Consider the following 15555-nt stretch of genomic DNA (forward strand, 5'->3'; position numbering starts at 1 on the left):
CCGGCTTTCGCCGGCGCCGACCCGAGCGGTCTCCCCGGTCTTCCGCGCTGTTCTCACTCTGACGAGTTGGGACGACATGGCATGCACGCTTGTGCAGACCCGCTTCTGGCGAAGCGGCCCTTCCGGCGGGAGATCCCCCTCCGCTCGGGTCGCGCTGGCCCTTGCTACCCCCGGTCTCGCCGACGGGCAGGGGTGCAGGCGCGGAGTGCGCCTTGCACCCATGGAAGCAAAAGGAAGAATGATCATGTCGGCCAAATCAGTTGGAATACCTGATGGAACAGAGGTTCGCATTCCCCTCAGCAAGCTCAAGAGGTCGCCAAAGAATGCGCGCAAGACGCCGCACAGCGAGGCGGCGATCGAGGCGTTGGCGGCGAGCATCGCGGCCAAGGGCATCCTGCAGAATCTGGTGGTTGAGCCGGAGGTCGATGGCGAAGGGGCGGCCACCGGGTTCTTCTGCGTGACCATCGGCGAGGGCAGGCGGCTGGCCCAGCTGCTGCGGGTCAAGCGCAAGGAGATCAGGAAAAACGAGCCGATCCGCTGCATCGTCGACACCGCGAACGATCCGCACGAGATCAGCCTGGACGAGAACGTCACCCGGGAGAAGATGCATCCGGCCGACGAATTCGAGGCGTTCCGGAAGCTTGCGGACGAGCGCGGTCTCGGTGCGGAGGAGATCGCGGCGCGCTTCGGCGTCACCGCACATGTGGTGCGGCAGCGCCTGCGGCTCGGCGCTGTGTCGCCCAGATTGGTGCAGCTTTATCGCGACGGCGATCTGACCCTTGAGCAGCTGATGGCCTTTGCCATCACCGATGATCATGCCCGGCAGGAAGCCCTCTATGAGCGCCTGCCCTTCGACCGGGATGCCAGCACCATCCGCCGTCTGCTCACAGAAACCCACGTTCCCGCCACGGATCGCCGCGTGCGTTTTGTTGGGCTCGAGGCCTATACGGAGGCGGGCGGCACGGTGCTGCGCGACCTCTTCACTGAGGATCGCGGCGGCTATCTGGAGGACGTGGCGCTGCTCGATTTGCTGGTGACGGCGAAGCTTGGCCGCGAGGCGGATTCCTTGCTTGCGGCCGAGGGATGGAAGTGGACGGAACCCCATCTCGACTTCCCGCATGCCCACGGCATGCGCCGCGTCTACCCGCATGCGGTGGTGCTGTCGTTGGAAGACGAGGCGAGCCTTGCGGGGGCTCACGCGGAGTTCGACCGACTGACCGAGCAGCATCAGACGGCCGAGGAACTGCCCGACGACGTGGACGCGCGGTTCGGCGAATTGGAGGCTGAGATCGACCGGCTGGAAGCAATGCGGACCGCCTATGATGCCGAGGACGTTGCACGCGGCGGGGCTTTCGTGATCCTCAATCACGATGGCACGTTAAGGATCGAACGCGGTTTTATCCGTCCCCAAGACGAGAAACCCGAGGCTGAAACCGGCCCGGAAAGTGACGCCGAGGCGCGGGATGAGGAGGACCGGGGAGGCGAGGAGGGCGCGCCGGATGGCGAGGACGACGAGGGTACGAGCGACGAGGAGGACGAGGACCAGAAGCTGTCTGACGCCCTCGTTCGCGACCTCACCGCGCACCGAACCTTGGGGCTGCGCCTCAATTTGAGTGAGCAGCCTGACGTTGCCATCGTGGCGGTGACCCATGCGCTCGCCGCGCAAATCTTCTATCTCGGAGCGAACGCGCACGTGGTCGGCATCCAGCCGGTGAGGACCGATCTGGCTGCGCACGCGGACGGGATCGAGGACACGCCAGCCGGCAAGATGTGGTCGGATCGGCATGCCAACTGGGCACGGCAGATGCCCAAGGACGTCGCCGGACTGTGGGAATTCGTGGCCGAGCTCGACCACGACAGCCGCATGGCGCTGTTCGCTCATTGCGTCTCCCTGACGGTCAATGCGGTCAAATTGCCGTTCGACCGGAGGCCGCGTGCGCTGGCGGCGGGCCGCCGTTTGGCCGAGGCCGTGGGCCTCGATATGACCGCTTACTGGCGTCCAACGGTGCGCAGTTATCTCGGCCGCGTCACCAAGGCAAACATCCTGGAAGCTGTCCGCGAAGGCGTCGGCGGGGAGGCGGCCGAGCGCTTGACGGCGCTGAAGAAGGCCGACATGGCGCAAGCCGCGGAGCAGCTGTTGGCGGCGACCGGCTGGCTGCCGTCGCTACTACGGACGGCCGTCCCGCAGGGGCAAGGCGCTCTCCAAGGCGAGGCGCAAGGCAACGAACTCGGAGCGGAAGCTGCGGAGTGAAATCGGCGCCGCGGCCGCTTAGGCGGCCCCGGTGGGCTCAAAAATTTTGGCCGCGCACCTGACGGTGCGCGGCCGATTCATTAGTGTAAAGCGGCGACTCCCACGCAAAGGCTCCCTCCGATTGGGGCGGACGACCGTCCGATCTACGCCGATTGCCGCAGCCAAGGCGGCTGTATCGCGCCTCCTTCGACCTTCACCAGCGAGGTATAGAGCGCGGCCGGGAAGTGCGGATCTTGGTCTTAAACGCGCGCATCCAGCGCGCATCCGGGCAGCTAATTCCGGCGGTGCGACCGGTGTCCTGTGAAGACATGTGGCCCGGCTTCCTCGCGTGATCCGGACGCGTCCTCATTGCAATTGATGCACGGTCATCGGCTATTCCTATGGCCGTTTGGGCGTCGTTGAGGCGCGGTGCCAAGGGCGCTCGTCATGAAAATCTCCGTCAGTTCTTTGGTGGGCTCGCGTCCAACGCAGTCACGATTGGCTGATCAAGCCCGGGGGGCGGCAAGGGCCTCGATCGCCTTCCCGCAACGGCTGCGCCTGCTTTTTTTCCCCTGCCGCGAAGCGGCGGCATTCCTCGCTGGAAGACAAAAAAGCAGGCTTTCGCCGTCCTGCGCTGGCGCTGCGGGCCTTAAGGCTGCGGGCCGATCGCTCCCGGGGCAAGGGATCGCCATCGAGGCTGCGATGGGCGCGGCCCGAGCAAACCAGACGGAGATCATCATGGCGACCATCGGCACTTTCACCGCTTCCGACACCGGCTACACCGGCTCGATCAAGACGCTGACGCTCAACATCAAGGCCAAGCTCGTCGCGGCCGAAAAGGACAACGACAAGGCTCCCGACTACCGCATCTTCGCCGGCGCGACCGAGTTCGGCGCGGCCTGGAAGAAGACCGTCCGCGACAGCGAGCGCGAATATCTCTCGGTCAAGCTCGACGATCCGAGCTTCCCGGCCCCGATCTACGCCTCGCTGGTCAAGGTCGAAGGCGAGGAAGGTTTCAGCCTGATCTGGTCGCGGCGCAGCGGCGATTGATCCCTCGGAGTCTTCCGCCCCGCCTCCTCGGAGGCGGGGCTTTTTGCGTTTCTCGCGCCGCTTTGGGAGGAAGCGGGAGGCATTTTGTGCTGAGACATGGGGCTTCGCAGCCGATGACAACGCGATCGATGGGGTGGAATTTGGGACGCGTTTTGCCGGGAATCTCACGAAAAATCGCGGCGGATCGGGCTCTGATTTTCGATCTAGAGGCGTGGTATTTCCTTCGTCTCGCAGGCAGGAATGATGTCTCCGCGCGTGCTCTCAGAGTTCGAATTGCCGTCCGTTTGTTGAGCGAAAGGGCTGTATTTCAGGCCGCTCCTGGAAACCCGCTATGGCAGAGAGAGGAAGGGAGAAGGGGTGAGGTGAAGCGCAATAGCGAGCGATTGGGAGGGCAAGATAAAAGCATTGGCGCCGAAGGGCGGCCAAGTGGTTGTCTGCACATCCAAGATTTATCGCTAGCGGTAAGCATGTTGTCGCTACAAATTGCTAAACGCCTTGTCCCGCTTAAGAATAACGTCTGCATCGGATCTCGGCAGGTTCTAAGCGTTGCGAGCGCGTCGGAAGGAGCGGCGAGATCTTGCCGAGAAATTTCGTGCTGCTCGCAGGCATCGCCGCCGGTTCAAAAGCAGGCCATGGTTTTCTATCGAACACGTTGATGGCCGGAAACCCAAGTTGCTCCGCCCGTCCCCGAACCTTCCGTTTGGCCGAGAGAAGTCGCACGGCGTCGTTGTTGCGCGTTGATGTGCAGGATGAATCTCCCGAGCCTTCGAAGACACGGTGGGGTATGCATCGTGGAACGGCCATGACGGAGGCCCACGCTAAGGGCCAATCGTGATCATGTCGTCGGTACAGAGGCTGCCCTCCGTTTCACCGAGGTGGAACTTTCGTAAATTGCGGTTGCGCCTTGGCCAAGGGAGACCGCCACCGTTTATCCAAACCGAGGGTCTTTGCAGTTGCTTGCAGGAGAGAACTCGGCCGGCTCTCGTTCCTTGCCCCAGAGCTTGCCGCCTGCGCGCCGTGAATTGCCCTTGAAGTGAGCGTTGCGTTCGCAAAAGTATCGGTCGATAGCCGCCTTAGCCTCGTCAATCGATCCATAGTTGCTGTTATGAATGATGGCCCGAGCCATGCCGCTGAAGACCGACTCGATCACATTGAGAAACTGAGCGCGGGCTGGAAGCGGTGCCGTGTCAATCTGTGGGCCGCTGCTCCCAATACTGGCGTTATGGACATCGATATATTCAAACAGCCTCTTAGAAACGTGCCAGGAGGCGGCATCCCAAGAAAGATAAAGCTTCGTGCGATCGCGGTACTCGGCAACGAGTGCCTCCAGCATGCGGATCATTTCGTCGGTGTTCTTCTTCCGGCTGTAGAAATGGGTGACTTGGTTGGATGACAACTCAATGGCGGCGGTGACGATGATTGAGCCCTTCGATTGCTGCCATTGCGCTACAAAATGTTGTTCGCCGGGGCCAATTAGCATGCGTCCGGGTTGTGCCTTGACCGCAAAGGGTCCGAATTCGTCGATCGAGAAGAAGGCTTCCTCGGCCTTGAGATCGGCGAGAATAGAACGGATACGTTGGAGCTTTGGCGAGAAGTCTCGATCGTTGGAGGTCAGAACGATTCTTGCCTTGCGCCAGCGGTAGCCGGCACCTTTCACGATCGTGCGGATTACATCTTCGCAGGCTGGTTGTCCTTTCTCGTGCATCGCGCGCACCAGATCAGCCATCTTCCAGGTTGTACGATTGATACCGAAATCGGCTGGCGGCTGGTGCAGGATGCTGAACAAAGCCTGTTTGACTTGCTCGCTGTCGAACTTGCGATGGGAGTTAGTGCGAGGGGCGAACAGCCGTTCGGCCCCACACACCTGGAACAGACGAACCGAACGTGCGTAGCTTGATCGGCTCTGCTTGAGAATGCGGCAAGCCACGCTTGTCCGCAGCCCACTGTGTGACGTGACTATTGCGAGCGCGCGGCGCCGCTCAACGGGCCGGCCGTTTTCGAGCTTCTCGAGTAGGATCTTGAGGTCGGGATGACTTTCAAGAGAAGCCGGCAGATCCTGTTCACTTCGCAGGTTGTGCAACTGTCCGAGCAGGCCCAAAAACCTGCCCGCGTCGGGAGGGCCTTTCAATTGGTTGTGGCGGGTCAAAATCGCGGTAATGGTTGATGCCGCGGGCACTCCGGCGCAGCCCATCGATCGAAGGTGGAGCGCTATTTTTCGTCCGCCCCACGTTGGGTGGTCGGCGCGCACGGTTAGAACGGTCGCTTCGGTGGGGCCCGGACAGCGGTGAGGCGAGTGGTGCGGTCGGCGTGACTGGCTCTCCAGACCTTTCGCGCCGGCAATCCGATATCGTTTCAGCGTTCGATAGCCCGTCTGTCGGCTGATATGGAAGCGCCGACAGAGGCTCTGAATGTTGGCATTTGGGGCGAGCGCCAGTTGCACGAATTCGCTGCGGGCCTCGAGAAGTGTATTTGACTTCCAAGGCATGCTGCACCTCGCTGTTCTGAACCACTGGTTGCGCGGGTCGATAGGACTCGTGCCCAGCGAACGATGGATAGGCAATCAAGCTCGTTCCGGACGGGCAGGCTGGATGCTGGAGTCGGCTTGTGAGCTTTCTGCCCGTAACTCACAGGGCAGCGACGGTCTGCCTCCGAGTCGTTAGCGAGCACGCAAGATACCGGGCTTTGAGGTAGGCATTGCCCAACAGAGCGTACCAGAACATGCTCCTCGCCTCGATAGGTGAATGGATCCACCTGGCCAAGCAGAAGCCTTTAGGGGGCCGCTGGTGCCCGCGCGATTGCCTCCTTCACGAGGCCGATTGAACGTTCAAGCCGATGCAGAAGAGATTCCAAGTCCGAGGCGGTCGCTTCCTCCATGCGAAGATTTGCCTGGGTGACCGCCCGCGCGACAAGCTCATCAATCTGTTCGTTTGCTGCCGAACCGCATGACGACACTTCGACACGCCCATCCGGGGTCAGGATGATCGAGATCTCCGACCGCCTGAGGATTGCCGCTTCGGCTATTGAAATGGGCAGCTTAACAGTGCAGATCACTTCGCCGGATTCGATGAGCCGGTAGCCGGCGCGGCACGACGGCGAGCCGAGCGGGGTGTCATCACCACATCCCAGATCCAAAAACGCCTCTACTGAACCGGTCTCAAAGTCCATGCCTGGCCGCTGCCGTCTATTTTCTTCCAGTGACTATAGCAACTTCCCTTGCCGATTGTAACTTAAAAGCGGTCGCCTTAAAGGCGTCAGTTTGGCCCATGTGTCTCTGTGAAACGGACGCACAAAGGCCCTCTGCGCGACACGCTGGCGAAGAACATGCGCCGCCTTCGGGCTGCACGTGGGTTGAGCCAGGAAGCGCTTGCGTATGAGAGCGGACTGAACCGGACTTATCTCAGCGGAGTAGAGCGTTCCGAGCGAAATGTCTCGATCGACAATATTGCCCGAATTGCTGAGGGGCTCGGCGTTGAACCTTGGAAACTGCTGAAAAACGAGTGATCGGTGTAAGCTGCGCAACCGCTGTTATTCTCCGGACTTACCTCACCCATAGCAGCTCGCATTTTATTGTACTGTTTCGCCACAGGTCTCCAAGCTTGCCACAGCTTGATCTAGCAGCGGTCGCATGGGCCGAAATAGCCGCAGCTGATCTGCACGATTTTCGCACCCATTGAAGTGTCTTCGTTGTTGCGCATTGTGTAACTCCAACGCGCCTCACCGGGAATGATGGATGCTACGAGCCGTCTCTCTCAGCCTAGTATCTGCGGTCGCCGCCTTGTTAATCATTGCTGGGGTTCACGGCGCAGTAGCGTAATCGCATGACGAATCTGATCGATCTTAGTGTCCGAGGTCGGCGATGCACGTCGCTGTTGACTGCGGCTCCCCGAACTTTGCATTGATGTTAATCCTCACGCACAGAAGACAGCTCCAGCAACTTTTCATGACAAGTAGAATCTACGATGGGCGCTCAATCGGAGAACGACGGACGAGAACGGTCGCAATTCGCCCCATTCCTGCGCGACGACAGCAGCGCCTTTGTCGGTGATCCTGAAGAATTGCGATGTGCGGATCGTTCTGCGGCACGGTGTTGAATCTGCGGACATACCCGGTCGCGTCCGGGTGCTTCCACTGCGGCTTCACTTCCCGATACGGCCGAGTGTATGCCCAGCGCCATCTCATCGAATGCTGCTTCTCAAAGCTCAAGCAATCCCGCCGCGTCGCAACCCGCTTCGAAAAGCCCGCACGAAACTACCTCTCCGTCATCACCCTCGCGGCCTCAGTCCTATGGATGCGATCAGTGTCCACACCACCTAGAGCGCAGTCGCGCGCCTATATCAAACAGTTACAGCTTCGAAGCTAACGGCACAAGGAAGCGCATCCATTGCATTTCACGCGACAGGGCCGCGTGACTTCACCTCGTCTGTGGCCGACGACCTGGACTCGGAAATGGGAGCCTCTATGCAGGTTGTGCCTCTTGAAGAACGCCAACATCAACGATCCAGCCGAACGGTTTTCGCTATAAGGGACATGGGCAATTCTGCTTGCGGAGCCACCTTCGAGGGTGCAAGCGAAAGGGTATTCGTCGCGATCAGTCTTGGCACCTCCAAAAAATGCCGAGGTCGGCTTGACGATCGGCACCTTCCCAAAATGCTCGCCATCATTGAACCTCATGGCAGCCCTGCGTAGCATCGGGTTCGTGCCGTCATAAGTCAGGACTTTCGGCGCGCCGTCCATCTGAGCGTCGAATATGTTATCCGAGATGTTAGGGTGAGATTGATAGGTGATCATCATAATAGGAATGCTCATCAATCTGTTCCTTCGCGAAGAACCGTATCCACGCCTGTCGACCTTAGGATGACACGAAGAGGAGAGTACGCTGGCGCAACTTGCGCCTCGGTAGCTTGAACAGATTCCTTCTCAAAATCTTGTAAAGGCACGGGATGCGCCGATTTCTGCCGCTCCGTAGCTGGATCGTTCCGGGCTTGCGACCCGCGGGCGCGGCGGCGCAGCCTTTGCTTCCGCCGAACGAGTCCTGCTCGGTCTAAGACCATCCGATTTCGGGACCGATGCGGAACGTGACGAAGACGGGCCTGGCGTAGGTTTTGTTACGACCTTCTCCTGAGAAATGATCGCGGCCGAACTCGGCGCAGGCGCGGTCGGCTTATGGGCCTTGTCTGCGCTTTCGGCCTCCTCTGCCGGTTGCGCTAGCGTGGCCATCTGAATTGGCACCGGACGGCCAGTCGAGCCACGTGGCGTCAGAAAGACGGCCTTGAATGCAGGATCAGCGTTTGGCGTAGACGGCGGCGGTTCGCCGGAGTCCTTCAGGATCTCCACCGAGCGAACTCGGGTCACTGAAGCCTCGGTGTCAAACCTGGACACCAGTACGGGCTTTCCTACAGGAGCGATTTCAAGAGCGGTTTTGGTCCCCTCATAGCGAGAGGCTAGCAGGAGTGCGGCGCGCGCCAGGTCCTGCGCATGGGACCGCGAGCAAGTAGTCGCAGGCAGAACTAAACTCGCAATGAGGCACATTGCTATGACGCGTGGCTCAAACATCTTCAAACTCGTTCCTGCCGCTCGACCTCGATCCTTCGAAAGTTAATTGCGCGGGTTCAGGAAGTGGTCTTCGCCGCCCAATGTGCCATAGATAAATGGTTCTTGCTTACGGTCCGTCGCACTCAAGACATCGTCTCGCACGAGACCAAAAAGCTTTCTGATCTCAATTTCGGGAGTAAGCATGCGATTTACTAGCGCGCTGGCAAAGGGGCTGTTACTGCCCTTGCCGTCCATCGCGATTTGTCCGTGCTTCGCCGAGTACGCAACGAGCGTGCCACCATCCGGCTCGACTCTCGCAAGCCCTCGTCCAATCGTCCTGGAGGCGCTCGACATCTTCATCGTATTGAGGAACGGATTTTCCCTACACGCATCAAGAATCACGAGCTTCATTTCCTTTGCACGGTCAATCGCATCAAGGAACCGGCCCAGAGAGATCGCTTCGTCGGGAACGTCTCTGTCGGTCAGCAGGCGCGCGTCCGTCGGCACTACATAGTTCGTTCCGTCAATCTCGATGCCGTGGCCGGCGTAATAAATGACCGCCCACTCCGCGGAATCGGCCAAATCGCGGAATTTTCGCAATGCAACAAGCAGGCCTTCCCGGTTTTGGTTTTCAACCGTAATCACCTGTCGGAAGCCGATCTTTTGGAAAGTTTCGGCGACAAGCTTTGCATCGTGGATGGCATTTGGCAGACCTTGAACCCGCACATAATCGCCGTTCCCGATCACCAACGCGACCCGGTTCAGGCGACCGGTGGTGGGGACGACGCTGGGTTCGACCTTTGCAGCCTTGATCCGCTCGCTCGCCTTTTTGAGCGCCTCCTGAGCGCCTTTCAGTTCGGGATCAAAGGAAAGCGCAGTGCTGTAATCCTTTGAGGCTTGGGCATTATCGCCCATCGTTTCCATCAGCCGGCCACGCTGCAGGTAGGCTTCGGATGAAAGCGGATCAAGCTCGAGGGCCTTGTCTAGCGATGCCCTGGCCTCTCGGTACATTTGCAATTTGGCGTACGCCTCTCCGAGTCCAACCATTACGGCGGGCTGGCGGTTATCCAGCCCGGCACTTTTTTGGAGATCGACAATCGCCTTTCGCGCATCGCCCTTTCTCAGCAAAGCAATTCCGCGCGAGGAGTAGTTCTGCGCGTACTGAGGATTGATTTCGATCGCCTTGGAGAAATCGGCGATGGCGCGATCGAGATCACCCTTTCGTTGCAAGATCAATCCACGATTGTGGTAGGCAAAGGCGTAGTTTGAATCGATCCTAATCGCGCTCGAATAATCGGCTGCCGCGCGATCCAAGTCCTCCTTCAAATGATAGGCAAGCGCGCGGTTGAAATAAAACGCTGCTCGCTTTGAATCGAGAGCAATGGCTTGGCTGTAATCGGCAATGGCTTTGTCTAGCTCGCCCTTGTTCTGATACGCCGTACCACGGTTGTTGAAGCCGGTTGGATCGCGCGAATCTATTGCGATGGCGGCGTCGTAATCGGCGAGAGCGGCTGCCCAATTGCTCTGGTCGCTATAGGCGTTGGCGCGGCCAATATAGGCTGTCGCGTACTTCGGATCGATGCTGATGGCCTGTGCGTAGTCCTTAATGGCTTTCTCGGATTCGCCCTTGTCTCTCAAGGCATTGGCGCGACCGTTGTAGGCAAAGGGCGATTTCGGATCGAGCTCGATCGCCTTGTTGAAATCGGCAATCGCCTCGTCCACCTGCCCCCTTTCGCGCAGCGCATTGCCGCGGCCATTGTAAGCGCTTGAAAATTTTCCGTTGAGGCCAACGGCTTGGGAATAATCGGCGATTGCGGCTTCGAGCGCTCCATTGCGCAGCATTAAATCCGCGCGATTGTGAAAGGCGTCGGCGTTAGTCGGATCGAGCTGAATAGCTGCGGTGTAATCGGCTCGGGCCTTGTCGAGATCGCCGCGGTCATAAAATGCGATGCCCCGGTTGACCAACGCCACCGCGCGTTGCTTTGGCGGCGTCGCGCTGCCATTCTTGAGGATGGCCGAGCAACCTTGAACGGCCTTTGCCGGGTCGCCGGAGCTGCAATCGGACCACTCCGAAGCAGAGGAAGCAGAGATCCAAAACAAGCAGCCTAGGAACAGAATTGCCGGCGTATGAAGAAAATGGAAGAGGGACGCCACGCTCGCCTCCCAAAGCAAATATCAAGAAAATAAAGAACATTCGCATTCTAGCTCAAGAGCACATTCCAGATCAATGGGTTACAAAGCCGCAACGGCTCAGGCTTCCCGGCCGGATCGAGGCGCACAACGGATCGTGGCCGTGCTAGGCCCAAAAGGGAAGTGCGCTTGAGCCTGGCCCAGAAGAGGCGGATCGTCGGCGAAGGCGAGTCCCCCTCGGTTCCTCATTCGGCAGGACACCAACGCGCAAGGGAAGACGGCGCCAGCGAGCAAACAGAACTGGCTCGAGGGGGCAGGGCAGTTCACCCTTGATAGCTTGGCCTTCGACCAATATGAGCCGGCGCTGCAGTCGTTGTCCGCGCGGTGCCGCGCTGTGATCCAGTCCTGCCTCCCGGCAGACCGCAATGTGCTCTGCCGACGAGCCCGCAGCCGTAGGCAAAAAGGGCGGGAGATTTGGAGCGCCGCCGCGGCGAGAAAATTGTTCAAACCTAAGTGTAGCATGGAGGACACACCCGAGCTAAATTGTGCTGACCCTGCTGGCAGTTGCACTCGGACGTGACACAATTGTTGGTGTGAATTGCGGAGTGTTTTTTGGGGGTCCAATGATTTTTCAATTTAAACGGATGCCCGGTTCCCGGCGAATCCTCCTTGCCAGTACTGCGATTGCCTCTTTCGGTTCGATTATTGCGCCCGCCCTCGCCGATGAAAGCTTCACTGGTAACGTCTCTACCAGCTGGTTCACTGCTGGAAACTGGTCGGGGCTTGCCATACCGACCCCCAGCGACAATGTCACCGTCGCCAATGGCTGCGCTTCTGAAGCTTTAGCAATACCCGGGAACGGATGTCTCGCTGTGATAGCTGGGTCGTCTGCCGTGGCTCAGAGTGTAATTATTCAAAACGCATCTGATTCAAACCGAATTTCGAGCATTCTGATAAATAACGGTGGCAGTTTGGCAATCGCCAACGGAGCCGGCCAGATAACCTTGGCTGGATCCTTGGGTATGCAGTCATCCCTCCAAATCGGAGTTGCATTCGGTCAGTCAGGCGCCGCTGGGACCCTTAATGCTTCGAGCGTACTTCTGGGCAGCAATACCGGCTTGATATTTAATTATAACGGATTCAGTACGTTTGCGCCCTCCATTAGCGGAACAGGTGTGGTCGTGCAAAATGCCGGCACGACTCTTCTCTCTGGGCAAAACACTTATTCCGGAGGGACCCAAATCAACGGCGGAACAATCCAAGTTGCGACCAATCAATCCGTCGGAACTGGGGCGGTCACGCTTGGCCTTGGGGGCGGCCAGCTGTTTAATGATACGTTTGTTGCGAATACAAACTTAGGCGGCACCTTTCAAGCGGTCGCGGATAACCTCAGTTTCTCAAATTCCTTCAATCTAAGTGGTGGCGGGGTCACAAATGCAGTGGACACGCAAACCAATACGCTGACGCTCACGGGGGTAATCAGCAACGCTGTTTCTTCATCCGCGGGATCCTTGAGCAAGTTTGGTAGCGGTACCCTGGTTCTTACAAACGCTAATGTTTATTCCGGAGGTACTCTTATCAATGCCGGCACACTGCAGGTCACCAACAATAGCTCAGTTGGTTCTGGTGCCGTGACGTTGAATGGTGGTACATTCCAGGCGGGCGTGAACAACCTTACGTTCTCAAATTCATTTTTTCTTTCGTCGTCGAGCACAATCGACACGCAGGCTAATACGCTTAGACTTTCGGGCGTTCTAGCTGATACACCGTCGAGCGGCGAATTTGGTAGTTCGCCAATTCCAGGAACGCTCACTAAAGTTGGGAGCGGCACCTTGGTGCTTACGGCCGCCAATACCTATTCCAACGGAACTAACATCAACGCCGGCACGCTTCAGCTCGGCAATGGTGGCACAACAGGATCGATTGTCAAAAACGTCGCGAACAACGGCATCCTCGCCATCAACCGCTCCAATGCTTACACCTTCGATGGCGCCATCTCCGGCAGCGGTGGCTTCCAACAACTCGGTACTGGGGTCACAACGCTAACGGCTGCCAATACTTATACTGGAGCAACGACGGTTGCCGCCGGTGGACTAACCATTGCTGCTGGTGCCAGCGTCACGGGCACCTCGTTGGTCAGCAACGGCGGGACATTGACCGTGGCTGGGACTCTAAATTCGCCTGGCGTGATGAATAACCTCGGCACGTTTAGTGTTGCGGGCTCCGCGACATTGGGTGGGTTGCTCACAAACAGCGGCGTGGTCACGGTCCTGAGCGACGGGCAATTGATCGCAACAATCGGCGGCATCACCAACCTCGCGGGCGGTGCGATCATGGTTGCCGTTGGCGGCACCGTGAGGGACGACCTGAACAATGCAGGCACGATCACCAACAATGGCAGCTACGTTGCTAACGTTGCCACCAACACGGGCACGATCACCAACGGCGCCACTGGGACCTGGACCGGCAACATCCTCAACAACACCAATGCTATCACCAACAACGGGACCTGGATTGGCAACGTGGTGGCCAATACCGGCACGATCACCAACAATCTGCTATGGAACGGCAGCATCGCGAATGCTGGCACGTTCGTTAACAATGCAACCGGCGTAGTCGCTGGGGCGTTTTCCAATACAGCCGGCACGGCAAGCAATGCAGGTCAACTCAACGGCGGCGTTAACGTCTCGGGCGGAACGCTTACAACCACCGGGACCATCGCAGGCGGTTTGACGAATTCCGCGACCTTGAATGCTCAGGGCACAATCAATGGTGCAATCCTGAATCAGGGCGCGTTCACTGTTACTGGCGCGCTGACCGGCAACGGCAACTTCACAAATAGCGCGGGAGCGACATTAAGCGTACCGAGCCAATCGTTCACCGGCCTGTCCGCGCTGAATAATGGAGGCTTCATCAACGCTTCGGGAAATTCGACGATAGGGCTCGGTGCAGGTACCCTCGCCAACGCAGGAACGATCAACCTGCAAAACAACGCGGCGGGCGATAGGCTCACCATAGGCGGAAACTATGTGGGATCGCCCGGTAGTCGAATTCTGCTCGACTTCAGTTCGCAGACTGCCAAAGGCGACCAGGTTTTCATCACGGGAAATGCTTCCGGTTCGACAGCGGTTTCTGTGCTCAATTTGACACCTTCCGCGCCATTCACGACGGGAGCTACGCTGATCCAAGCCGGATCGATTGCTCCCGGCACGTTTACGCTTGCGAATGCACAAAACTTCGGGACCACGAGTTTGGTTCTTCTGCCGCAAAATGGGGGCGCTACGCTCGCCCTCGGATCCATACCGTCCGTAGGCGGGCTCTCAAGCGGCATTACGTTGAATGCGGCACAGACTATCGCGTTTGAGTCTTCGAGTGTGGTCTCGGACCACATCTGGGATGTGCGGAATTCGCTCAATAACTCTTCTCAGGGGCAGGCACAGGGCTATTCTGATGAGGCTCTAGGATATGCTCAAACGCGCAAACCAACAGATGCGTTCGCGGCTTTTAAAGCACCGCCGCCTCCGGCTGCCGTTACGACAGTTCGTCCGGCGGTCTGGATCAAGGGCTGGGGAGACTATGAAGATCGCAACGGTACGACCACCATCAACTTCGGCGGGGTAACGTCGCCCCAAGATCTTGGCTATCGGCAACGAAGCGGGGGTGTGTTAGCGGGGGCCGATGCGCTCATAAAGAACGTCACCTCTGCTGGTGACGCCTTCCTTCTGGGCGCCTTGCTCGGCTATACGAACTCGCATGTCGATCTGAAGGCCTCCGCGGCCTCACAGAATTACGATGGCGGCAGCGTCGGCGCTTATGCGACGTATCTTCGGGGGAACTGGTTCACCGATCTGATGTTCAAGACTGACTTCCTTGGCTTGAGCATCAATGGCGGCGGGATCAGTCAGAATGCCAACGTCACGAACTACGATGTCACCGCGAATATCGGCTACAAGTTCGATCTGCCTAACAAGTACTACATCGAGCCGACGGCCGGGCTGGAATATGTTCGCACGACGTTCGGCGGTACGACCGCGTTCTCTCCGACTACCATTGCCCTCAATGATGGCGACGCTACTCGCGGACGCATCGGTGCCAGGGTGGGCACGGAATTCATTATGAATGGCGTACGCATCGAACCAAGTCTGCTCGGTTACGTTTACAGCGTTTTCAGCCAGTCGGGTAACTCGCTCATTCTCAATGGTACCGGCATTACACTTCCTACCGATGTCAACAAAGTCCGGGGCGAGTTTCAGGCCGCGGTCAACTTCTTCAACCTGACAAACGGAGTGTCGGGATTTGTGCGGCTCGATACCCGCTTCGGCGACAACTTGACCGCCGGCGGCGCGAGGGTTGGTTTGCGGTACCAAATGTAGGCTGCTGGACCTGCCAAAGGAGAGCTTGCACAAGCCCTCCTGGGCCGGAGGTCCTCACCGCATGCGTGTGAATGCTCGTAGTGCTTGGATCTCCGCCCAAGCGACGGAGGCGTCACACGGACCGCGTTCTCGTAGGGCAGCTGGCGGGGAGCTCTTGTTCGCGTAGACAATGGTGTGATCCAACTGAACTTGCCTTCCGTCCAGCGCAAGTGCTGGTGACGCTGCAGCCAGCCAAAAGCC

General features: G+C 58.6%; 8 protein-coding genes and 1 pseudogene. 5 read left to right on the forward strand and 4 right to left on the reverse strand.

Annotation, left to right across the window (positions count from 1 at the left end; translation table 11 throughout):
• Positions 1–244 precede the first annotated feature (244 nt).
• Together CI41S_RS38100 and CI41S_RS38105 are read left to right on the forward strand one after the other, a co-directional pair.
• Positions 245–2251 (forward strand): ParB/RepB/Spo0J family partition protein, encoded by a 2007-nt coding sequence (locus CI41S_RS38100; protein WP_139864163.1) that lies wholly within the window; start codon positions 245–247, stop codon positions 2249–2251.
• A gap of 717 nt (positions 2252–2968) precedes the next feature.
• Positions 2969–3280: a DUF736 domain-containing protein gene (locus tag CI41S_RS38105; protein WP_139864164.1), complete on the forward strand. Its 312-nt coding sequence runs from the start codon at positions 2969–2971 to the stop codon at positions 3278–3280.
• Between the two features lie 928 nt (positions 3281–4208).
• On the opposite strand, the gene CI41S_RS38110 is transcribed toward CI41S_RS38105, so the two are convergent.
• Both CI41S_RS38110 and CI41S_RS38115 read right to left on the reverse strand, forming a co-directional pair.
• Positions 4209–5765: an IS630 family transposase gene (locus tag CI41S_RS38110; protein ID WP_139864165.1), complete on the reverse strand. Its 1557-nt coding sequence runs from the start codon at positions 5763–5765 to the stop codon at positions 4209–4211.
• Positions 5766–6049: 284 nt separating this feature from the next.
• Positions 6050–6445: a hypothetical protein gene (locus CI41S_RS38115; RefSeq protein WP_139864166.1), complete on the reverse strand. Its 396-nt coding sequence runs from the start codon at positions 6443–6445 to the stop codon at positions 6050–6052.
• A 156-nt stretch (positions 6446–6601) separates the two neighbouring features.
• On the opposite strand from CI41S_RS38115, the gene CI41S_RS38120 reads away from it, so the two are divergent.
• The gene (locus CI41S_RS38120) at positions 6602–6781 is read left to right on the forward strand and encodes a helix-turn-helix domain-containing protein (RefSeq protein WP_210242733.1); all 180 of its coding nucleotides are present in this window, start codon (positions 6602–6604) and stop codon (positions 6779–6781) included.
• A 655-nt stretch (positions 6782–7436) separates the two neighbouring features.
• Positions 7437–7574 (forward strand): annotated as a pseudogene (locus CI41S_RS38125) (IS5/IS1182 family transposase); the annotation flags it as partial.
• A 62-nt stretch (positions 7575–7636) separates the two neighbouring features.
• Here the strand turns inward: CI41S_RS38125 and CI41S_RS38130 are convergent.
• Complete coding sequence (locus CI41S_RS38130; protein WP_139864168.1) at positions 7637–8086, reverse strand: NucA/NucB deoxyribonuclease domain-containing protein; 450 nt, start codon at positions 8084–8086, stop codon at positions 7637–7639.
• Positions 8087–8875: 789 nt separating this feature from the next.
• Complete coding sequence (locus tag CI41S_RS38135; protein WP_172628358.1) at positions 8876–10966, reverse strand: tetratricopeptide repeat protein; 2091 nt, start codon at positions 10964–10966, stop codon at positions 8876–8878.
• 521 nt (positions 10967–11487) lie between these two features.
• Here CI41S_RS38135 and CI41S_RS38140 point away from each other — a divergent pair.
• The gene (locus CI41S_RS38140; RefSeq protein ID WP_139864170.1) at positions 11488–15315 is read left to right on the forward strand and encodes a beta strand repeat-containing protein; all 3828 of its coding nucleotides are present in this window, start codon (positions 11488–11490) and stop codon (positions 15313–15315) included.
• Positions 15316–15555 lie beyond the last annotated feature (240 nt).

The organism is Bradyrhizobium ivorense (assembly GCF_900696085.1).
In the GTDB taxonomy this organism is placed as follows: Bacteria; Pseudomonadota; Alphaproteobacteria; order Rhizobiales; family Xanthobacteraceae; genus Bradyrhizobium; species Bradyrhizobium ivorense.